This is a genomic window from Brevibacterium sp. ZH18 (assembly GCF_022748595.1).
GTDB lineage: Bacteria > Actinomycetota > Actinomycetes > Actinomycetales > Brevibacteriaceae > Brevibacterium.
Window position 1 is genome coordinate 23,224 of sequence record NZ_JALDSX010000025.1, and the last position, 21,293, is coordinate 44,516.

General features: G+C 64.2%; 12 protein-coding genes and 2 tRNA genes. 5 read left to right on the top strand and 9 right to left on the bottom strand.

Translation table 11 applies throughout. The features are described 5' to 3' along the window. Positions 1-39: 39 nt before the first annotated feature. From MPN20_RS10490 to MPN20_RS10500, 3 genes are all read right to left on the bottom strand, one after another. Positions 40-693: a GntR family transcriptional regulator gene (locus tag MPN20_RS10490; RefSeq protein WP_242781870.1), complete on the bottom strand. Its 654-nt coding sequence runs from the start codon at positions 691-693 to the stop codon at positions 40-42. A 191-nt stretch (positions 694-884) separates the two neighbouring features. Beyond that, positions 885-1,478, bottom strand: coding sequence for a short chain dehydrogenase (locus tag MPN20_RS10495; RefSeq protein ID WP_242781872.1), 594 nt, complete (start codon positions 1,476-1,478; stop codon positions 885-887). A 313-nt stretch (positions 1,479-1,791) separates the two neighbouring features. Further along, a tRNA-Ser gene (locus tag MPN20_RS10500) sits at positions 1,792-1,880 on the bottom strand. A gap of 733 nt (positions 1,881-2,613) precedes the next feature. On the opposite strand from MPN20_RS10500, the gene MPN20_RS10505 reads away from it, so the two are divergent. Further along, positions 2,614-4,800, top strand: coding sequence for an LCP family protein (locus tag MPN20_RS10505; protein ID WP_242781880.1), 2,187 nt, complete (start codon positions 2,614-2,616; stop codon positions 4,798-4,800). After that, the gene (locus MPN20_RS10510) at positions 4,797-7,133 is read left to right on the top strand and encodes an FAD/NAD(P)-binding protein (RefSeq protein WP_242781882.1); all 2,337 of its coding nucleotides are present in this window, start codon (positions 4,797-4,799) and stop codon (positions 7,131-7,133) included. The genes MPN20_RS10505 and MPN20_RS10510 overlap by 4 nt, the downstream gene beginning before the upstream one ends. Before the next feature lie 121 nt (positions 7,134-7,254). Here the strand turns inward: MPN20_RS10510 and MPN20_RS17530 are convergent, their stop codons facing one another. Both MPN20_RS17530 and MPN20_RS10520 read right to left on the bottom strand, forming a co-directional pair. Continuing rightward, positions 7,255-9,651: a YhgE/Pip domain-containing protein gene (locus MPN20_RS17530; RefSeq protein ID WP_242781885.1), complete on the bottom strand. Its 2,397-nt coding sequence runs from the start codon at positions 9,649-9,651 to the stop codon at positions 7,255-7,257. Further along, entirely contained in the window at positions 9,648-12,509 is a 2,862-nt protein-coding gene (locus MPN20_RS10520) for an MMPL family transporter (protein WP_242781892.1), read from the bottom strand. Before MPN20_RS10520 ends, MPN20_RS17530 begins: the two co-directional genes overlap by 4 nt. A 203-nt stretch (positions 12,510-12,712) precedes the next feature. Between MPN20_RS10520 and MPN20_RS10525 the strand changes: the two genes are divergently transcribed. Continuing rightward, positions 12,713-13,411: a TetR/AcrR family transcriptional regulator gene (locus MPN20_RS10525; protein ID WP_242781893.1), complete on the top strand. Its 699-nt coding sequence runs from the start codon at positions 12,713-12,715 to the stop codon at positions 13,409-13,411. A 73-nt stretch (positions 13,412-13,484) separates the two neighbouring features. Then, positions 13,485-14,510: a hypothetical protein gene (locus MPN20_RS10530; RefSeq protein WP_242781894.1), complete on the top strand. Its 1,026-nt coding sequence runs from the start codon at positions 13,485-13,487 to the stop codon at positions 14,508-14,510. 1 nt (position 14,511) lies between these two features. Here MPN20_RS10530 and MPN20_RS10535 read toward each other — a convergent pair whose 3' ends face one another. Both MPN20_RS10535 and MPN20_RS10540 read right to left on the bottom strand, forming a co-directional pair. After that, the gene (locus MPN20_RS10535) at positions 14,512-15,696 is read right to left on the bottom strand and encodes a C45 family peptidase (protein WP_242781895.1); all 1,185 of its coding nucleotides are present in this window, start codon (positions 15,694-15,696) and stop codon (positions 14,512-14,514) included. A 215-nt stretch (positions 15,697-15,911) separates the two neighbouring features. Further along, positions 15,912-16,997: an MBL fold metallo-hydrolase gene (locus MPN20_RS10540; protein WP_242781897.1), complete on the bottom strand. Its 1,086-nt coding sequence runs from the start codon at positions 16,995-16,997 to the stop codon at positions 15,912-15,914. Positions 16,998-17,373: 376 nt separating this feature from the next. On the opposite strand from MPN20_RS10540, the gene MPN20_RS10545 reads away from it, so the two are divergent. Further along, complete coding sequence (locus MPN20_RS10545; RefSeq protein WP_242781898.1) at positions 17,374-18,747, top strand: APC family permease; 1,374 nt, start codon at positions 17,374-17,376, stop codon at positions 18,745-18,747. A gap of 87 nt (positions 18,748-18,834) precedes the next feature. On the opposite strand, the gene MPN20_RS10550 is transcribed toward MPN20_RS10545, so the two are convergent. Continuing rightward, positions 18,835-18,925 (bottom strand) — tRNA-Ser (locus MPN20_RS10550). Between the two features lie 111 nt (positions 18,926-19,036). Further along, the gene (locus MPN20_RS10555; protein WP_242781899.1) at positions 19,037-21,085 is read right to left on the bottom strand and encodes a hypothetical protein; all 2,049 of its coding nucleotides are present in this window, start codon (positions 21,083-21,085) and stop codon (positions 19,037-19,039) included. Between the last annotated feature and the right edge of the window lie 208 nt (positions 21,086-21,293).

Sequence of the window (21,293 nt, forward strand, 5' to 3'; positions counted from 1 at the left end):
AGCTGTTAAGGAAGCAGCCGTCAGTTTTGACTGCAGCCGTCAGCCTTGGCTGGAGCCGCCGATGAGAAAGGCGAGTTCCTGCGCACTGTCCATCGTGTGGATGTCGAGAGCAGTGCGGATCCGCTCGGCATCGCCGCTGCGAATCGCGACCATGAGCGCCGCGTGAATCGCGTGCGCACGGCGGGCATCCCGCCGGGTGAACTGATCGTAGGCAAGAATGAGCGTCATCTGGGCTTCGACGACCGGCCAGATCCGCATGAGGAGATAGTTGTCCGCAGCTTCCCAGATTCCACGATGGAACCGAACGTGAGCCTCGTGCAGGACCAGCGGGTCCGAATCGACGCCTGCGGATTCGAACCTCTCCCAAACCCGCTCCAAGTCGGCCATCCTCCTGCCGGAGGTGTCCGCGAGGATCTCGTTGATGGCTTCCGTGTCCAGCGCAACTCGGACACGTGCGATCTCGAGCAGAGAATCGACATGGATATCGGCGACGCGCAGACCGCGGTATGCCTCCTGGATGAGGAAACCGTCACGGGCCATCTGATTGAGCGCCTCACGCGCAGTCGGGCGGCTGACGTCGAGAGAGGACGTCAGCTCGGCTTCGATGATCCGCTGCCCCGGCAATATCTCGCCGAGGATGATGCGGCGTTTGATCTCATCAACGACGCGCTGCCGTCGTTCGGTATTGGACACCGGACGACGCGCTGCAATGCGGTCGGCACTCCCTGATTCTGGACCCAGCGACTCCACTGCTGCACTACTTTCTCGAGACGGATGGTGCGGGCTGTCCGACACGCAGACTGCAGCCGAATTCGCGCGGCTCACAGCCTAGCGCCCGGATCTCCGGCACTCGTCGCTGTCGTCGGACGAATGCCGCGAAATTCTCAGATAGCGATGACTCGGCCAGTCACGTTGCCCTCGACCGAGCGCACGAACGCAGCTCCGACCTGCTCATCGGTGACGGGCACCATTCCAGCGAATGCATCATGGAAGTGCGGGGAGTTCTTCAGCACGTTGGGGCTCACCGCGTTGATGCGGATACCGCGCGGCAGCTCGGGCGCCGCGGAGATAACGAAGGACTCGACCGCACCATTGACGAGCGCTGCCGCCGCAGCCGTCGGCACCGGTTCGCGGCTGAGCACGCCCGTCGTCACCGTGATCGATCCGCCGTCGTTGAGATAGTCGAGTCCTTGTCTGACGAACTCGATCTGACCCAGAGCTTTTGACGTGAAGGCATCCATATAGTCCTCACGCGTCAGCTCGGTCACCGGCTTGAAGGCAGCCGAACCGACAGCGACGACGATGGCGTCTACGCGGCCCACAGCCTTGAGTAGGGCGCCGATTGATTCGGGATCGGATGTGTCGACTCCGGGATCAGTCGATCGAGAGGCCGCCACGACGTCGTGGCCACGGGACTCCAGTTCGGCTTTTGCGACACCGCCGACATGGCCACCAGCTCCGACAAGCAAAATCTTCATGGCAGTTGCTCCTCATTCTCGATTCGATCAGCCACATCAGATTGACTGACAATATCGATGCTAGAGGATCGACTGCACCAGCACCACCCCCGGTAGTTCCATAGTTGGGGAGATCGAACTATCGCGGATTGTCTGGCAACGCAGGAAGACGCTCACCATTCCTGCTGAGAGGACCAGCCTTCGGGGAGTTGTCGGAGCGTGTAGGCCCAGGACATCGCAGGACATCTCAGGAGATCACAGGACATCGCTTCCGGGAAGGCGAAAGCCCCTGTGATCCGCTTGATTCAACGGTTCACAGGGGCTTTCCACAACGCGGAGTCGGTGGGATTTGAACCCACGGTCCCCAGTTCAAGGGACTTCACCTTAGCAGGGTGACGCTTTCGGCCGCTCAGCCACGACTCCAGATACTGACTCGATGACGCCCCGCGAGGAGAGCCTCGAATCTGCAGTTCGCACTACGGGGACAGCCTATGCGAAAGTGGCCATCGAGAGCAAAGCGTGCACGCAGTGAGTGGTCTTGATCATATCCACCGCTCTGCGGGCAAGGACGGGATCGCCGGAAAACCGCCTGCACCGGCGGGCTTCTTCTGCTGACTGACACCTGAATTCCAGCATTCATCAATGTACAGGCGTAAAATCGATCTGAAGTGCTCTGCGGTTTGCTCTCCTACGGATATGAGAACGATGCTCCGGAGATGCCCCTGCGCTCACGATCGGCCGCAAAGCGCGCCGACTGACGGGCGCATTGAGCAATGCACACAGCACGAGAAGTGAACTATGAGGAGTAAAGAACTTGCCAGAGATTCCCCCTGACAAGCAAGGACCGAATGGGAACGATCCCAATTCGCCCTCTGCGGGCCGCCGTCTCCGCGCTTCTTCTCGACCTCGGTTCCGCGGTGATGCCGCCGCCAGTGACAGCGGTTCGACTTCCTCGCAGCCATCCGCCCCGAAAGCGGCATCCGACCACCGGTCAGCACAGCAGAACAATCGCTCCGACTCGTCGTACTCGCCGAATTCCTCACAGTCGAAATCCTCGGACCGGACGAATCCGCGCTCCGACTCCAAGTCGGCCTCCGAAACGCCACGAGACTCAAAGTCGGCGAAGCGGGCAGGGTCGGCGAAGTCCGCGGCAGGTGTGGACCAGAACTCCTCGAAGGCGCCGACTCCTCGACCGGTCGCCCCGCGCACTCGTCGCGAAGCACGGATGCTCCGCGCAGCGGCAACCGGAGGCGCTTCGGCAGCCGGTGTTGCCGCCGCCGCGTCCTCTCCGCGACCGACATTCGACAGCGAAAACGACCGTAACCGCGCCGATGCCGACGGCAGCGAACGTCGCGATGACCGTAGCAACGGTTTCGACGGCACTGACAACCTCGGCAACTCCCCAGATGCCTCCTCCAACGCCGCCGAGACAACCTCCACCACCGGGTCGAACCCGGCCGGCCCGGCCGGTCAACGTGATGCGCACGACCGCGCATCCGCCTCGGCGCGCGGATCCGACTCAGCCCGTGGATCCGACTCAGATTCAGTCTCCGACGACGAGTCACTGCCGAGCCGCCGGGACCGTCGAACGAATGGTCCTCGGCAGGAAGGTTCCCGCCCGAGTCTTCGCTCGCTGCGCCCGAACCGCCGCGCCACAGCAGCCTCAGCGGGTGCCGCCGCAGTCGGCGCCGCAGGCAGCCCCCGAACCGATCGCAGAACAGATGAGGACTCCACCGACGAACGCGTGCACCGGGCCCGTCGGCATTCCTCGCGCGTCGGCGAAGCGTTCCCCAGCCTCGTCGGCTGGACCTCGCTGAGCACCCTGCTGCCCGGCATCGGACTACTGCGCACACGATTCCGGCCTGTGGGCATCGTCCTGCTCGCCGGATTCATCCTCACCGTCGTCGGCGGAATCCTCTACCTCCTCATCAAGGGCCCGATCCGCGCGATCGGCATGATCGTGTCGAGCCCGAGCATCCTCAGCACCATCGCGGTGCTCGCCGCCGTCGTCGGCGTGGTCTGGATCATCGTCATGGTGGTTTCGCACCTCGGGCTGCGCAGGGGTCACCGGTACACCCCGTGGCAGAACAAGCTGGCCGGCGTCCTCGTCGTCTCACTCGCGCTGATCATCGGTATTCCCTTCGGCGTCGGATCCGTCTACGCCCGCGTTCAGGGCAACACCGTCTCGAGCCTGTTCGGCGACAGCAACGGCAAGGCACTCGATGCCAAGGAGCTGTGGAAGGACAAGCCGTACATCAACGTCTTCCTCATGGGTCGCGACAACGGCGACGACCGTGAGGGAACCCGCCCCGACACGATGCTCGTGGCCTCGATCGACACGAAGACGGGCAACGCCGCTCTCATCTCGGTCCCGCGTAACCTCGCGTTCCCCATCTTCCCGGAGGGAAGTTCTCTCGCCAAGGCATGGCCCGACGGATTCCGCCCCACCGGCGATTCTTCCGTCGACCTCATCAACTCCGTCTGGCAATGGGGCGAACAGAACAAAGACGTAGTCGGCGACACCCACGGACTCGAGCCCGGAATGGCCGCCACTATGCAGGCGGTCCAAGGCTCGCTGGGCCTCAAACTCGACTACTGGGCCTCGGTCGACATGGCCGGCTTCCAGGACGTGGTCGATGCCATCGGCGGCGTCAAGATCGACGTCGAACGCCCGATCCCGATGGGCGGCGGAAAGTCGATGAACGGCGTCCCGAACAAGATCTACGGATGGGTAGACCCAGGTCCGCAGACTCTCAAGGGCAAGGACGCGCTGTGGTACGTCAGGTCCCGTGAAGGCAGCGACAACTACGACCGCATGTGCCGTCAGCAGCGGATGATCAAGACCACGCTCGACCAGATCGATCCGCGAGAGCTCGCCACGGCGTATCCGAAGCTCGCGAACTCGGCGTCTCGCAATATTGCGACGTCGATCCCGCAGAACGAGGTGCCGGCCTTCATCGAGCTGGCCCTGGCCATGCAGAAGGGCGACGTCACGACCGTCCAGATCAACAACGATGTCACCCCCACCTACAACCCCGACTTCGATGTCCTCCACAAGTGGATCCTCGGTGAGGTCAAGGGCGCTTCCAACGGCCAGGAGACTGCCCAGCCGACTAACGACGCCGGCAAGGACCAGAAGAAGGACGACTCCACGAAGGACGATAAGACGGACAAGGGTTCCAACAGCGCCGATGGCGCGTCGGCCGATGGCGCCAGCGGAGAGGCGACAGAAACCACCAAACCCGGCGAGCCGGATGCCCAGGGCAAGTGCTACCCGAAGGGCTTCAAGCCCGGCGACGACTTCCCGGGCTACCCGGGTCCGGGAGCCGGAGACCAAGGGTGACCGCAGCACCCGAACCGTCTGAAAGTCCCGAAGCGGAGGCCCCCTCCGTCGTCATCGTCGGGGCAGGCCCGCGCGGACTCAGCGTTCTGGAACGACTTGTCGCACTCTCGAACGAGCGGTTCACCGAGGTCGGCGCCGGCGCCGGAGGCGAGGACCGTCCACGGTTCACCATCCACCTCATCGACCCGTACCCAGCCGGTGCCGGCATCGTCTGGCGCACCGACCAGCCAGAGACGCTGCTGATGAACACCACGATCGCCGAGCAGACGATCTTCCCCGATTCCAGCTGTGCCTTCCTCTCCCCCGATGCCGAGCCCATCGGCCCGAATATGGGCGAGTGGTACCAGGCCCGGGGCGGCACCGACCCTATCGACGCCACCTTCCCGAGCCGCGCCCTCTACGGCCGCTACCTCCGCGACTCCTTTGCCCGCATCCGCGAGGCCTGCCCCGACTTCATCGAGATCGTCGAGCACCCGACGACCGTCGAATCCATCATCGATCTCCCCACAGTCGACCTGCCGCTGCCACCCCTGCCCGACGGCGAGGACCTCGGCGTCGCCCCACCCCAGGTGGTCCGCTGCCAGGACGGCACCGTCATCATCGCCTCGGCGGTCGTCCTCGCCGTTGGCCACATCCCCAGTGCGCAGACAGAGGAGCGCGCCCGGCTCGCCGCCTTTGCCCAGCGCTCGGGCGGTCGTTACATCCCCCAAGGTCTGCCCGCAGAGGCTCCCGTCGCCGAGGTGGCCCCCGGCAACCGCGTCATCGTCCGCGGCATGGGGCTCAACTACTTCGACCTCCAGACCCTGTTCACCCACGAGCGCGGAGGCCGTTTCGAGCCGGTTCCTCAGGCGGGTGCCTCCTCCGACCCGTCCGGCGCCGCAGGCACCTCCCCCGATGCATCCGGCGAACTCCGTTATGTGCCCAGCGGCGAGGAGCCAGTCCTGGCGCTTGGATCACGCCGCGGCATCCCCTACCGCAGCAAGCCCATCTGCCGTGAGCACCCGCGCTCCGCCTGGCCCCTGCGCTACTTCACGAAGGAGAACATCGCGCTCCTGGCCGGACTCGACGACCTCGACGGCGAGCGCAAGGCAGGAGCCCGATTCAACGATCAGCTCTGGCCACTCGTCCTCGCCGACCTGCGCTTCGCCTACTACAGCACGCTCTCCCATGTGCGTCCCGCCGCATTCGCCGGTGATCCGGGGCAGCTGCGTGAAGCCATCGCCGAGGCGGTGTCCCGTCACCTGACCAGGCGCACCTGGCAGGAGACCCACCCCGAAGCCGCAGACACCCATGCTGAAGCGCAGACGCAGACGAAGACGCAGGCTGAGACGAAGACGCAGCCTTCGGGCGGTGCTTCCACCGAGGCGGCGTCACAACAGTCTGCGGCGCAGAGTGCGACTTCCGAGCATGAGGCGGCTCGCCAGGGCAGGGTCACCCGCGAGGCCTTCGCCTGGGCCGAGATCGAGGAGAGCCTCGTCCCTGATCCCGCTGATAGCATGTCACTGCATGAACTCCTCAACCCCCTCGAGGGCCGCGAGTTCTCCGGTCGCGAGCCGGGAGCCGAGGGCTCGCTCCATGACTGGATGCTCGACTTCCTGCGCACCGACCTGCACGCTTCGCTTGCCGGACCGGCAGGCGACCCGGAGAAGTCCCTGTTCAATGTGCTCTGGCAGTCGCGGCTTCTGCTCAAGGAGCTCATCGTCGCCGGCCACATCGATCGCGTCAGCATCGACATGGAGATCTGCGGCTGGTTCGAAAGCTTCGTCTCGGGCATCTGCGACGGCCCTCCACCGCAGCGCATCGCTGAGCTCCTCGCCCTCGCCGAGGCGGGCATCGTCGAGTTCATCGGCCCGGACATGCGCATCGAGGCTAGCGCGGCGGTGAGTGCGGACGCGAGTGCGGGTGCGGATGTGAGTGCGGACGCGAGCTCACGCCAGCGGGCGGACACATTGCCACAGATCTTCACGGTCACCTCGGCGCAGGTGGCGGGTTCACTCACGGGCAGCGTCGTCATCGACGCGGCATCACCGACGAACTCGGTGACACGTGCCGCCGATGTGCTCGTCCACGGGATGGTCGACCGCGGCCAACTGACACCGGCCCGTCTGACCTTGGACGACGGTCGGGAGAAGTTCCTGGGCGGCCTGGCCCTGACACCTCGCCCCTACCGCACCATCGACGTCGACGGCGCCGTCCATCCTCGCCGCTTCGCGCTGTCCATCCAGCTCTCGTCGGTGCAGTGGGGCCTGGCGATCGCAGCGAATCCGCACTCGAACGCGACGACGCTCAACGACTCCCACGCCACCGCAGAGGCGATCCTCGACCTGATCTGAGACCCGCCCAGCACTACAGCTTCAACGGCGCTTGCGCTCAGAGCTCTGTCTGCGTTTCAGGGCCGTCGCGAGTGCACCGAGGCCGCGGCGCCCCCTGGGGAACGCCGCGCGCCGACGGCCCTCAGGCCATCGCCAGCGCGGCCTCGGGCTTCGTCGTGCGGGCTCGCACGATCGCCAGCAGCGACATCACGACTCCGATGATCGCCCAGGCCAGCAGTCCGCCGTAGGCCGCAGCCTGTCCGGTCGAGTTCGCAGCGATCGCGGCGAAGCCATTCATCGCGGGCGTCAGCGGCAGGATCGGCGCGACGAAGTCGAAGAACTGCGGCACCGCGCCAATCGTCCTTCCGGCCACAGCCAGGACGACTGCGATCACGGACAGGAATCTGCCGACTCCGCCGAACCACGCCACGAGGGCGAAGTTGAGCACCATGAACACGAGCGCGGACACGAACGTCAGCACCGCGATGTCGAAGCCTTGGACTGCGTCGATGTCCATCACGCTCACCGCCAAGACGGAGAGCACCAGCGCCTGCAGCAGGCCCACGACCACACCGGGCACCAGCCCGCGCAGCCACACAGCCACCGAAGACTTCGTCGACAGCAGGGTCGATGACGAGATCGGCCTAAGCACCGTGTAGGTGACGAGTCCGCCGACCCACAACGCGAGCATGATCAGCAGAGCGATCGTCGAACCCTGCAGGACATTGGGGACAGCGTCATCGGTGTTCGGCGCGGCGATGTTGGCAGACGCGACTGTGGAGAGCTTGTCGCGATCAGGTGCCGAGTACGAGGGCACCTTGTCTGCACCCTTCTTCACGCCGTCGGAGAACTTGCCGACGCCATCCGCGTACTTGTCGCTGCCCTTGGACAGCTGGTCCAGGCCCGCTGCCAGGTCAGAGGTGCCTGTCGCAGCATCGGAGACTCCGGTCGTGTATTTGTCGAGTCCGGTCGAGAACTGGTTCATCCCGTCGGAGAGCTGGCCGGCACCGTCGTCGAGTTCGGTCGAACCGTCGGCGACCTTCGCGATGCCCTTGCTCAGTTGCGGCATGCCGTCGGCGAGCTGCTGGTTGCCATCGGCCACCCCGGCGGCACCGTCGCGCAGACCCTGCGATGCCTTGAGCAGCTTGGGTGCGTTCTTCGAAATGTCTTCCATGCCCTTGGTGAGCTGGCCGATGCCGTCTTCGAGGCCCTTGACGAACTTGCTCGTGCCGTCGCTGAGTTGATCGGCGCCGTCGGCCAGTTTCTCAGCTCCGCCGAGCAGCGACTGCCCGTCCTGCTTCTGCTCGAGCCCGTCGACGGCGCTGTTGAGACCGCCCGAGGTTCCGTTGAGCAGCCCCGTCACATAGGCCTGCTCCATCCCCTGGCAGACCTCGTCAGGTGTGCCAGCCGGGCAGAGTCCTGCGCGTGCCTGCTTGGCCTCGCCCTTCGTCATCTTGCGCTTGGCAACCAGGTCGTCGAGGCTGGTGAGCGTCCCGGACTTCGCGAGCTTGTCTGCCTGGTCGGCTCCGGTCTGAAGCCGATCCCGGTATTTGCCGAGACCAGAGGAGAGGCCATCGGCGCCGTCGGCAACACCCTTGGCTCCCTTATCGAGGTCCTTGCCGCCCTTGACGAGGTCATCGAGACCGCCACCGGAGTCATCGGATCCGGAGAAGCCCTTGATCATCTTGTCGATCGATTTCGTGTACTCATCGACACCGTCGGAGAGCTGCCCCGAACCGTCGGCGAGCTTCTGCGTACTGTCGGGCAGGTCGGAGGTCTGCTTCTTCATCTGCTGCAGTCCGTCGGAGAGCCCGGAGGTTCCCTTCGAGAGGTCTCCTGCACCCTTCGCCAGATCCCCAGCACCCTTGTTGAGCTCATCGCCGGACGAGCCCAGCTGATCCATGCCCTTGGACAGTTCGCCGGCTCCGCTCGCAGACTTCTCCGTGCCCTTCGACAGGTCCTTCGCGCCGTCATCGAGCTCCCCGGCAGCATCGCCGAGGTCCTTCATCTGGTCGCCCATGTCGTTGAACCCGACATACATCTTGTCGAGATAGTTCTCCGTCATCTTCGTGTTGAAGGTCGTGCGTGCCACTTCGGCGACCGACTGCGAGATCAGAGTGTCGGTGGCCGGCGCGGTCCCGGACACGTCGACGTCGAGCTGGGTCTGTGTCGCGGACTTCGCGTCGCTGACCGAGGTCACAGCCCGGGAGAAGCCCTCGGGGATCGTCAGTTTCGCAGCGTAGGTGCCGTCGGAGATGCCCTTCTGCGCATCGTCCTCATCGGTGATGACCCAGTGGATGTTGTTCTTGTCCTCACCCACAAGGCCACTGGTGAGCTGACGGCCGATCGGCACGGTTTTGCCGTCGACCTTCGCGCCGTCGTCATTGTTGACGATAGCGGCCTCGATCGTGTCGAGTCGGTCGTTGCTGTGCCAGGTGGCCAGGATGAAGCCGGCTGCCACGATGATCGGAATGAGCACCAGGCCGAGGATCGACACCCAGGTCACGGGCCGTTTCGAGTTCGCACGTTCGAGTCTCACGACTGCACGCCTTCCATTTCGCTGCGTCCGGCCGCGTACGCTTCCACGCCGCCGTTCTCATTGTCGGTTCCACCCTCGCCGTCGGGCGTCGCCTCATCGAGGTCGAGGTGGAAGTAGTTCGTGTTCGGGGCCAGGACCCCGGTGACGTCGCCGGTGGGCAGGCCCAGCACGATCGTGGTGCCCGCCTCCTGCAGTTCGGGGATGAGTTCGAACAACTCCCGACCGCTGCTTGCAGACAGTGCTTCGGCTCCGTCGATGATGAGCAGGTCCGGCGCCGAGGCGCGCAGACGTGAGAGATCGCGTGCCCGCGGTGGGGTGCCCGTTCCACCCTCATCGAGGTCGAAGTACGGGACCTGGCGACGGACCTTGCCAGCGTGCTCGGGCAGAACCATCTGTCCGACCTTCATCTCGCCGGCAGTCAGTCCCACACGTCCCGAGAGCGCCAGGAGCAGGGCCTTACGGGCCCGTCCGCTGGCGACAAGAATCTGTCCGGGCAGCAGGGAGATGTCGACCTGGGCGAATCCGCGACGGCCAGAGCTCACTGCGATGCCGCGACCGTAGACGCGGTAGTCCGAGTCCGGTTCCGGCCAGTCGCGCAGAGCCACCTCGTGGGCCAGCCCTTCACCTTCGACGTCAAGTTTGGGCAGGATCCGGTCCAGCCACTTCGGCAGCCACCAGGCCTTGTCCCCGAGCAGCTGCATGACGGCGGGCACCAGGGACATGCGCACGAGGAAAGCGTCGACGAAGATGCCGGAGGCCAGCGCCAGTGCGATGGACTTGATGATCGGTTCGCCGGCGGGGACGAACGCCGCGAACACGGCGAACATGATGATCGCCGCCGCAGACACGACACGCGCCGAGGACGCGAAGCCGGCCTTGATCGCATCTCGGGCAGTGGCACCATGCACATAGGCCTCGCGCATTCCGGACACGAGGAACACCTCGTAATCCATGGCCAGGCCGAACAGGATGCCCATCAGGATGATCGGGAGGAAGCTGATCACCGGCCCTGTCGAGTCGATCCCGAGAGGTCCCGCGAACAGTCCGTCGTGGAAGACGAGGACGACGGTTCCGAACGATGCGAACACCGACAGCAGGAACCCGCCAGTGGCCTTGATCGGCACGGCGATCGAACGGAAGACCATCATCAGCAGAATGATCGAGAATCCGACGACGAAGATGCCGAACGGCAGCAGCGCCTTGCCGAGCTGATCTGACACGTCGATCTGGATCGCTGTGGCACCGGTGACAGCGGTGTCGAAACCGTCGTCGTGTTCGATCTGGGAACTGAGGTCGCGGAGGCGGTCGACGGTGTCGAGCGTCGCGGGGTCCTCGGAGCTCGTGGTCGGGATGATCTGGAACAGCGCCGTCGTCGCGTCCCGGTTCGGGGTGGCGAGAACGACCTGGTCGACGCCCTTGACGTCTTCGATCTCGTCCTTGATCTTGTCGACATCGCTAAGAGGGTCATCCGAGGTCACGATCTCGCTGGTCATGACCAGCGGACCGTTGAAGCCGGGACCGAAGTGCTTGTCGATGAGGTCGTAGGTGACTCGAGCGGGGGTGCCCTCCTCCTGGCTGCCAGCGGTCGGCAGGGACAGCTGCAGATGTGAGGCTGGGATCGCGAACAGGGCGAGACCGCCGACGATGACGACGATGGTCAGCAGCGGAATCTTCGTCACGAACTTGAGCCAGCCGGCGAAGAACTTGTTCATGACCGTCAGCGGGTAGGGCTCGCCGGCTTCGGCACGGGCTTCGTCGGCAATCGACTCGTGGGAGGTGTCTTCGCCTGCTCGCTTCTGCGCACTGGCGAAGGCCTTGCGGTAACGCTTGGTCGGCTTGGGCGTGATCTTGCCTTTGGCCAGTCCCAGCAGGGCCGGAACCAGTGTCAGGGAGATCATCACGGCGATGGCGACGGCCCCCGAGGCGCCGATGCCCATGATGGTGAGGAATGGAATGCCGGCCAGGGACAGTCCCAGCAGAGCGATCATCACGGTCATGCCGGCGAAGACGACGGCCGAGCCGGCGGTGGCTACAGCTCGGCCCGTGGCCTCGATGGGTTCGTGGCCCTCAGCCAACATCGCCCGGGCCCTGGACACGATGAAGAGGGCGTAGTCGATCCCGACCGCCAGGCCCAACATCAGCGCCAACATGATCGAGGAGGAGTTGACGGCACCGAACGCAGTGGACCCGACGACCAGGAGGACGGAGATGCCGACACCGAGGAGCGCTGTCAGAAGAGGCATTCCAGCCGCGCGGAACGAGCCGAGGGTCAGCAGCAAAACGATGAAGGCGATGACCACACCGACGCCCTCGACCCAGGAGATCGAGACACCGGTGATCTGGAACAGCTGGCCTCCACCCTCCACCTGGGAACCGTCGGGCAGAGAGTCGCGCAGCGGCTGGAGGGCGTCGAGGAGCTGATCCGGAGCGGCTTCGCCGACCTCCTGCTGCGTCCCGCCGTATTGGACGGAGATCATCGCAGCCGACTTGTCCTTGCTGATCGACCCGTCGACCATGTCGTCAAAGGGCGAGGTCACCGCATCGACGTGAGGGAGGTCTTCGAGTTCTGTGACTTCCTTCTCGATCTCGTTCTTATACTTCGAGTCCTCGACGTCGTCACCGTCAGCGGCCACGACGATGACAGAGGCAGAGACGCCGGATGCCTCCGGGAAGGTCGACTTCATCGAGTCGAGAGCGACCTGCGCCTCAGACCCGGGCAGTGTGAAGTCATCGTCGAAGTCCTTCGCGAATGCCGCGACGCCTGCGGCGACGAGTCCGAAGATCACCAGCCACAGTGCGATGAACCGGACTGGGGTGCGGAACGCACGGCGGCCCACGGCATATAGGAAAGTTGACACGAAAACCTCGATACAAAAGTGTATTGGATACAGTATTGTATTGTTGTTGAATCGTTGCCTCCCGTGCAACTTCATCTCGCCTTTCGTGAAGATTCTCATGGGACGCTCAGACTCAAAGACACACAGGCAGGCCCTCGCGGCCGACGGCATCACCCACCACACCCCGACACATCGAACCGGACACCGACCACGACGAAGAGCAGATGAACACGGACAACCTCAGTGCCCGCAGGAAACAGACCCGGTCCACGCTTGCGGAAGCCGGTATCTCCGTGTTCGCCGTCAAAGGCATCGCCGGGGCCTCGATCGAGGAGATCTGCGAAGCCGGCGGGCTGACCCGGGGCGCGTTCTACTCGAACTTCTCCAGCCGCGATGAACTGGTTCTGGCAGCGATCGAGGTGCGCACCTCGGAGACTCTCGACCGTCTCGATCTCACGATCCAGCGCTGGAAGGACCGGTTGGACTCGGAAGTCGTCGAGGACATCGAAGACCTGCTCACGACCTTCGTCCAGGAGACCTTCAACGAGGAGCGCCAGACCGCGGCGCGCGTCATCGCCGAGCAGGAGATCGAGCTCTACTGCCTGCGGGTGCCTCAGCTCTATGCGCGGTACCAGGAGTTGAATTCCTATCAGCTCGAGCGGCTGAGCGCACTGGTGGCGACTGCTCTCGACATCATCGGGGCGACGACGAAGATCCCCACCGAAAGCCTGCTCACCGTCCTCATCTCGGTCTATCAGCAGACTGCACTGCAGGCTTTGGCCGGAATGCAGCTGCAGGATCCCATCGACATCGATCCGGGCCTCATCGTCCAGGTCCTGCTCCAACTGCTCGAGTTCCCACAGTGCCCCGACGACCCCGAGGCCGGCGAACACGACGGCTCGTCCGGAGCCGGGCGCGCCTGACCCGGGCACTTTCCCCTCGACGGCCTGTTCCATGGCTGGGGTGAGCGTGCACTGAGGCACTAAGGTGGATGGGGTGAATGAACTTCAGCGCGAATACACCGCTTTCATCAACAACATGGACGTCCGCCTCGGCGCGTTCGTCCTCGCTGATCTGCCCGAGACCTTCGAGAAGGAAGACGGCACCGAGGTGCCCTTCCCGAAGGACTTCGGCGCGAAGTCCCTGCCGATGCTCGAGCTCTTCGTGCTCTCGCGTCTGGCCTCGCCCGACGAGGCGCTGGCCGTGGAGAACCGACGCTTCGTCGAGGGCCTCATCCGCTACCTCGGCGAGACTTATCTGCGGGCGATCGGCGGGGTCTGGGACCACGACGAGGAGAACGGCAACGGCATGCCCTTCATCCGCCCCGACACCGAGGAGGGGCCGGCTCAGGGCGAACCGATCCCGCTCGTGGCGATCGTCCTGACCGCCGTCGACCAGCGCAGCGCCGAAGTCTTCTCGAGAGTCCTCGACAGGGCCCGAGAGAAGCTCGGCGGCACTGGCGAGCCCAAACGTCAGTGCACTGGACTCTCGCTGGGAATGCTCAACGCAGAGAACTCGAGTCGGGAAGAGGTCGATTTCCTGTCGCGCTTCACCGGCACCGTAGAGCCGGGCATCGCCGGATGGACGCAGGAGCAGGCCGATCCGTCATCGTGGACGTTCGACCGCGACAGTCTTGCACGCCTGGGACGGCAGCTCGCGGCGCGGTATGACTCCCGCGACGAAATGACGAGCGAGGAGGAGACTCCGTTCGTGGGCGGAGCGATGCGCTTCATCGGCGAGACGATCCGCCGCATCGGCCTCGGCCAGTGGCGCTACGGCACCAACCTCGAACATGATGACCCACGCAGCGGACAGCCCTTCATCCGCTTCGTCGTCGGCGACCAGAACCTCGACCTCGTTCCCTGGCGTCTGGCGCAGACCGCACTTGAGGACTCAGACTCGATCGCCTCGGCGCTCGACGCCGTCGTCGAGATGCGTCAGCAGGAAGCCGCCGAGGCCGGCATCGACAACGACGAAGACGGGGAAACTGAGCACGGCAAGGTGGACGCCGACGACAGCTGAGTCAGAGCTGGTAGCGCCGGTTGCCACGAAGTCCATGCGCCGGTGATCCCGGCGCGAGATCGATCCGCTTGCGTTCGGGATCGATCTGCACGGTGACCAGCGTCGCTGACCTGTCGCCGTAGGCCGCACCAGGTTCGGGAATGCAGCACACGGGTGCCTCCTCCGGGGCAGTGGTCAGCAGATCGACGAGATCCGCAGTCGTCTCGTGCACTCCGGCGGATTCTCCGGCAGCCACCGTCTCGGCGAACTTCGACTCTGCCACCGCCTCGGCGACCTTCGACTCGAGGTGGGCATAGCGGGCCTGCGAGGTCGACGTCTGGTTGAGCTCGAGTGCTCCCGGGAGGAGTTCCGGGTGCAGGAAATGATTCGTGTGGATGAGGAATCCGGCGCGCGATCCCACAGACTCGCCCGCCGCCTCGGCGCCGGAACCGGAGTCGCCTGCACGACGTTCGCGCTTCTGCGAATTCGCGATCTCGACCTGCACCGCCTCCTCGGCGGTGACGACAGTGATGATCGACGATGACGAGGTCTCGGCCGAGTGGATGATCGTGAGCGCCTCGGTCATGGTGGTCGCCTTCGAGAGCACGCGCTCGAGGATCATGTGGATGGGCACTCCCCCGGGGCCGTCGCCGTCGTGCTTGAGGATGTTGAGCAGAACTCCGACGCCGGCTTCGTTGAGACCGATCTTGCCGAGCATTCCGTACTCGGCGATGCCAACGTGCCGAAGCTGGCCCGGCACGGCACCGACGTCGTTGATGTGCCACAAGGTGGAGAAGTCGGCCGCCCAGTCCCAGTTCTGCGCCGCGATCGACGACCCGGACCGGGTCAGACTCAGCGTCGAGCACTCGGTCGGGGCGGCAGGCGCCTGCGTCATGATCTCGGTGCGCGCGATGACCTCCATCAGGTCTGCGACGGGGATCTGCGCTCCTTCGGCCACGGCGACGATCTCCTCAGCCGCACCCGGCGCCCAGTCCTGCAGACGCACGAAGCTTGCGTCGGCAGCGGAACGGACATCCGCCTCGGCGATGGACAGGTGAGCGAAGTAGCGCCGGTATCCGGCGATCGCGGACTCGATCCCCGTCCGCAGCTGACGACCGCGCTGCTTCCCGCGCCCGATATGGTCGGACGCCCTGACTGTGAACACTTCGGGCCTGACATCGGCTGCGGGGACGAACTCTGCACTCACTTGCGACTCCTCTTCGAATCGACGCTGTGGATCAGCGCCTCGGACCACCAGCCTGTTGCCGTCTGCACTGCAGCACACGGCGGAGGGTCCTCCACGGCTACCTCTATCATCGCATTCGGCTGCGGGCGAGGTCGGGAGCGCCCACATCTCGAACGCCTGGTCGAGCCGACTGGGCGCCAGTGGGCGCCAGCGGGCGCCGACTGCGTGCGCGAACCTCAGTCCTTGAGGACGAGAGGTCCGATGCCCAGGTCGATGTCGAGGTAATGCATGTGCGCCGCGGTCTCGGCCAGGGCGGCGAACAAGTTGAAGTTGTGCAGCGACTCGAACCCACGCGACCAGTGCAGACCTTGGGCAACCGAGTAGACGCTGTGGTCGTCGGTCGCCTCCATCCGCTCCCTGATCTCGTTGAGACGCTGATGGTGGTGGTCGATGAGCTCCTGCTTGCGGTCGTGGAGTCCCTGGAAGCGGAATCCGTGGGCGGGCAGTACCGACATCTCGGCGTCGAGGGTCCCGATCTTGTCCAGGGACTTCAGATAGTCGCCGAGGCTGTGCGTGATCGCACCACTGTCGAGCCCGATGTTCGGAGTGATCGTCGGAAGCACATGGTCGCCCGAGAAGAGGAGCTGATCCTCGTCGCGGACGAAAACCGAGTGGCCGTAGGTGTGGCCCGGCGTCCACAGTGCGCTCAGAGCCCCGGTCTCGAGCGGGAGCGCGGAGCCGTCTTCGAGGACGTGGATGGTGTCGGGGATCGAGCTCATCTGCAGCGCGAACTCGTCAGCGTCGGAACCGCCGCCGCGCTTGCCAGCCTTCTTATTCAGCTGGAGACTTTCGACTTCCGCCCACCGGTCTTCTGGCACACCATAGGCACGAGCGATGTTGAGGTTCGGATCGAGACCGGTTCCCATGTCGACAGTCTGCGAATAGAAGCGCTTGAGTGAGCGCAGATCTTCGCCGTGCATGGCAATCCAGATGTCGGGGTTCTTCTTCAGCAGCGCAGGGACCAAGCCGATGTGGTCCCGATGGTAGTGCGTGATCGCGATCCCGTGGATGTTGGCAACGGCGAACCCCAGGGACTCCAGCGCCGAGGTGAGCGCCAGGTACTGGTCCTTACCGTCCCAACCGGGATCGATGAGGATGACCCCAGAGCCATCGGCGACGGCGTAGCAGTAGGTGTAGACCAGCGGATTGTTCGGGATCGGAACGGGGATCGCCCACACACCTTCGGCGACGTTCTCCACGTCGGGCAGGATCCGTTCCTTCCACGCGTGCGACTGCTGTGGGCTGAGTGTTTCGATCGCCATTGCTGCCTGATGCCTCTCGTCGGTCGTAATTGTCCTTTAGAGGTAACTTACTCCTTCAGCTCCGGTTACTGAAAGATCATTCGATTTGGCGGACCGATGGAGCCGAAAGCGCTGGGGCGAGCACCAGCACCGCAAGCAGTGCCGCGAGCGCCACCAGGGCAAGCACCGTTGTACGCAATGAGCAGAGATCGCCACTGAAATCGTTGCGAATCCGGATTACTGCATGACGTTTTCATATCAAATCGCTACTGGGGTTTCGTATTCAGTTGATGAAGGACTAGCATTTATGACGCAGATCACTTCTGCGCCTGTGCGCCTGCGCACGCTCGGGTGCAATCACCACCGCACACGGCAAGACTCATCGGAGAGGATTGATATGGCTGCTTCAGGGTCACTGAAACGCAACCTCGGGCTGTGGTCCATCGTCGGACTCGGCCTCGGTTACATGACACCGACAGTCGTCTTCGACACGTTCGGAATCGTGTCGGAGGGCACGAACGGGGCTGTTCCGGCAGCGTACCTGGTCGCGCTCATCGTCATGATCTTCACGGCTTTCAGCTACGGCAAAATGGTCAAGATCTTCCCGACCGCGGGATCGGCCTATACGTACACCCGGGAGACAATGAGCCCAGGGCTCGGGTTCCTCGTCGGCTGGACCTCACTCATGGACTACCTGCTGCTGCCGATGGTCAACTGCCTCATCGTCCGCCTCTACATGGAGTCCATGGTGCCCAACGCTCCAGCCTGGGTCTGGGTCGTCGCCTACACCGTCATCATGACGGGCATCGTGCTCAGCTCGATGCGCGGCACTGCGAACATCAACGGCATCCTTCTCATCTTCGCCCTCATCCTTGTCGCCACATTCTGCGTTCTCGCAGTCATGCAGCTCAAAGCCGGCGAGGGTGCCGGCCTCGTCTTCAGCCCTCAGCCCTTCATCCATGACGGGGTCCACCTCGGCGCGGTGCTGACCGGAGCGACTGTCGTGTGCTTCTCCTTCATCGGCTTCGACGCCGTGACGATGTACACGAACGAAGCCAAGCACGTGAACCTCATGCCCAAGGCGATCATGATCACCGTCCTCGCCGGCGGCGTCATCTTCCTCGTAGCAGGCTACTTCGCCCAGCTGCTGTTCCCGGACAACTCGCAGTTCAGTGTCGTCGATGACCCGCTGCCTGAAATCGGTCTGCTGACGGGCGGACACATCTTCCAGCTCTTCTTCGTCGCCGCAGCATTCGCGGCCACAGTCGCATCGGGCCTTGCCTCGCACGCATCAGTTTCCCGCATGATGCTGGTCATGGGCCGCAACGGCGTTCTCCCGCGCAGAACATTCGGCTACATCAACCCGAAGACGCACACACCTGTGTTCAACATCGTGCTCGTAGGTGCAGTGTGCCTGCTGGCGATGTCATTCAGTCTCGAACTCATCTCCGCGCTCATCAACTTCGGTGCACTCATTGCGTTCACCTTCGTCAACCTGACCGTGATCGCCCACTACGCATTCCGCACGAAACAGGTCGTCGACTTCAAGTCCGCGTTCAACTATGTGGTCATGCCGGCGATCGGCGCGATCCTCACCGGAATCCTGTGGGCGAGCCTGCACGGGACAGCCCTCATCGGCGGCCTCATCTGGCTGACTATCGGCATCATCTATCTGGCCGTGCTCACACGCGGCTTCAAGCGCACGGTGCGCAGCTTCGATGACCCCCAGGCTGACGCCGAGATGTCCGAACCGGAGGCTGCCACGGAGTAGGCTCCCCTCTCCGCCCCGAGGCAGGCGCAGCGATGAAAAAGTCCCCGATCGCCTTCGTTCTCACGAAGCCGATCGGGGACTTTCACTTGGCGGAAGCGGTGGGATTCGAACCCACGGTGCGGGGTTGCCGCACAATGGTTTTCAAGACCATCTCCTTCGGCCGCTCGGACACGCTTCCAATGGTTCGCAATGAACCCGGCCTGCCCAGTACGAGGCTGAGCCACATTAGTTTCTCACAGACCGTTTGTCTTCCGCTAATCGATCAGTGCGGGCAGGCAGCCCCTGAAGGTCAGGACTTCTTGAAGCCGTTCTTCTTGTTCGACTTCCCGTTGCCCGACTCGTCAGCGCGGTCCTTCGAACGCTTGCCCTCAAGGCCTTCCCTGGCATCAGCGTCGTGAGAGTCGACGTCGGGTCGCTTCGAATCGCGAGGGTCGGCGTGCTCACCGTTCGAGGCGCCTCCAGTCGAGTCTGAATTCGACGAGGCTGCACCACGAGCGGCGAATGTCGCCGGCACCGGTGAGACCGTGAACTCTTCTTCTTCCTCTTCGAACTCTTCGTCCTCAGTCGGCAGCTTGCCCCCGACCAGCTTCTCGGCCGGAGGTGCCGGTTCGTCCGCGGGCGCAGGATCGGCCACGACAGCTGGTGAAGACTCGTCGGTCGAAGGGACGCTGAGCTCGACCTCGGCCGGAGCGTCACCGGATCGAGCGGGCTTGCCCTTGAGCACCAGGGTGAGGGTTGCGAGCGGAACCGAGAGCCAGTTCGGGCGGTTGCGCAGTTCGGTGACGACCTCAACGAGAAGTCTGTCGATGAGCGCCGCGCGCAGCACAGGATCGCCGAGTCCGATGCTCTCTCCCCGCGCCCTCGAGTAACCGCTGAGCAGGGAGTTCTGCACCTGCGAGGCCCAGAGGAACTCCGGCGAATCGTAGATCGACCTCAGGGCGGAGGGATCATTGCCGAAACCGTTGACCACAAGGCCGCCGTCCTCAGCGTCAAGCGCATCGGTCCGCTGGAGGCGGGCGAAGCCGGCCGCGTAGTCAACGCTGCGCAGCAGTGCCACGAGGTCGAGAGCCACAGGCTTCGGGTCGGAATTCGTCGAGTCCGTGAACTTCACAACCGAGTATCCGTCGGTCGGTGAGCTTACGACGTGATCGAGTGTGAGTTCACCGTGGATCTTCTGCAGAGTGCCGATCGTCTCCAGCGACTGCAGCTTCGCGCGGTGGGCCCGCAGTTCTGGCACCAGCGAATCCAGTGCCAGAGGCGCACGTCCCAACGCCCAGTCGATGCGTTCGATCCATTTCTTGGCCAACAGCTTCGTCGGTTCGCCCGTTCCTTCGACGATCCCGAACTCGGCCGCCATGTCCGAGTGCAGTTCCCCGATGCGACGGCCCATCTCGGCGGCCTGAGCGTTGTAGGCACCGATCGATCCGGAATCGACCGAACACACCATGTCTACGGCTTCGCGCCAGGCGGGCTCGGCATCGATGTCGACATGGGTCAGAAGCGCCATAGGTGCTTCCATCTCGGTGACTTCGAACATGTCGTACCACCGGCCGGAGCCCCAGCCGATGACTTCCGGAACACTGCGGGAGCCAGCCTCGGTGAGCAGGACCGGGATCGTCAGCGATGACGGCATCCCGTTCTCCAGCACCCGGAAGAAGCTGAGTTCCAACGGTTCGTACTCGTCATGGATGATGATCGTCGACTTGTGGGCACCGGCATCGGCGACCTCGATCGGACGTACGTCGATGTCCAGGGTTTCACGGGAATCCGTGACCAACGCGGCTTTCGACGGCTTCGGAGGCACCACCTCGGCGGAGGTGTCAGCGGCAGTCGACGAGGCGGATGCCGATGGTGCTGCGGTCGGCGGCGTAGGAACCGGCGACAGCGGCGAACGGCCCTCTCGCGACGCGGCCTTCTCCTGGCCGTGGCGCAGGGACTCGGTCGACAGCTGACCACCGTCGAAGACCTTGCGTTTCGTGATCGCGTCGGCCATGAGGTTGACGAAGACGGGATCGGCTGCGCCGTCGTAGACATAGACGTGACCCAGGGCCAGGTCGTCGATCGAGCCGATGAGGGCGTGACGCAGGTGCATGTCCTCGGTGCCGCGCAATGAGAGCGGGATGTTGAGGCGACGCAGGGTCGGGCCGTCGCCCACGGAGATCACGGTCACGAGGCCGGCGAATCCGCCGAGCTCCTCGGCCTTATAAGTGAAGGCGCGGGCCACCGACATCGGGGTGATGTCGGGATCGGTCCCGAAATCTGCGGCGAGCTTGGGGAACCACGACTGCCGAGGTATCCAGCCGGCTAACAGTTGTTCCAGCTCACTGCTGATGGCCATGTCGCCTCCTTGAAGGGATTACGGGCGTCTTCCATCCAATCATGATAAGACCTCCGCGCGGACCAGGGCGCACCCGAAAACCCCAACTCCGTCGCAGAATATGGTGCATTCGCAGGTCAACCGGGGCCGCACCGACGGCCACGTCCGCACATCCTGCGGTTCTAAGACTGCACACCCGAGAGTCCTCACCCCCGCACACCCAAGGCCC

Excerpts from the sequence above, each read along its gene's own strand:
- MPN20_RS10495 (WP_242781872.1), bottom strand. The coding sequence starts at position 1,478 with ATGAAGATTTTGCTTGTCGGAGCTGGTGGCCATGTCGGCGGTGTCGCA.
- MPN20_RS10540 (WP_242781897.1), bottom strand. The coding sequence starts at position 16,997 with ATGGCGATCGAAACACTCAGCCCACAGCAGTCGCACGCGTGGAAGGAA.
- MPN20_RS10545 (WP_242781898.1), top strand. The coding sequence starts at position 17,374 with ATGGCTGCTTCAGGGTCACTGAAACGCAACCTCGGGCTGTGGTCCATC.
- MPN20_RS10555 (WP_242781899.1), bottom strand. The coding sequence starts at position 21,085 with ATGGCCATCAGCAGTGAGCTGGAACAACTGTTAGCCGGCTGGATACCT.
- MPN20_RS10525 (WP_242781893.1), top strand. The coding sequence starts at position 12,713 with ATGAACACGGACAACCTCAGTGCCCGCAGGAAACAGACCCGGTCCACG.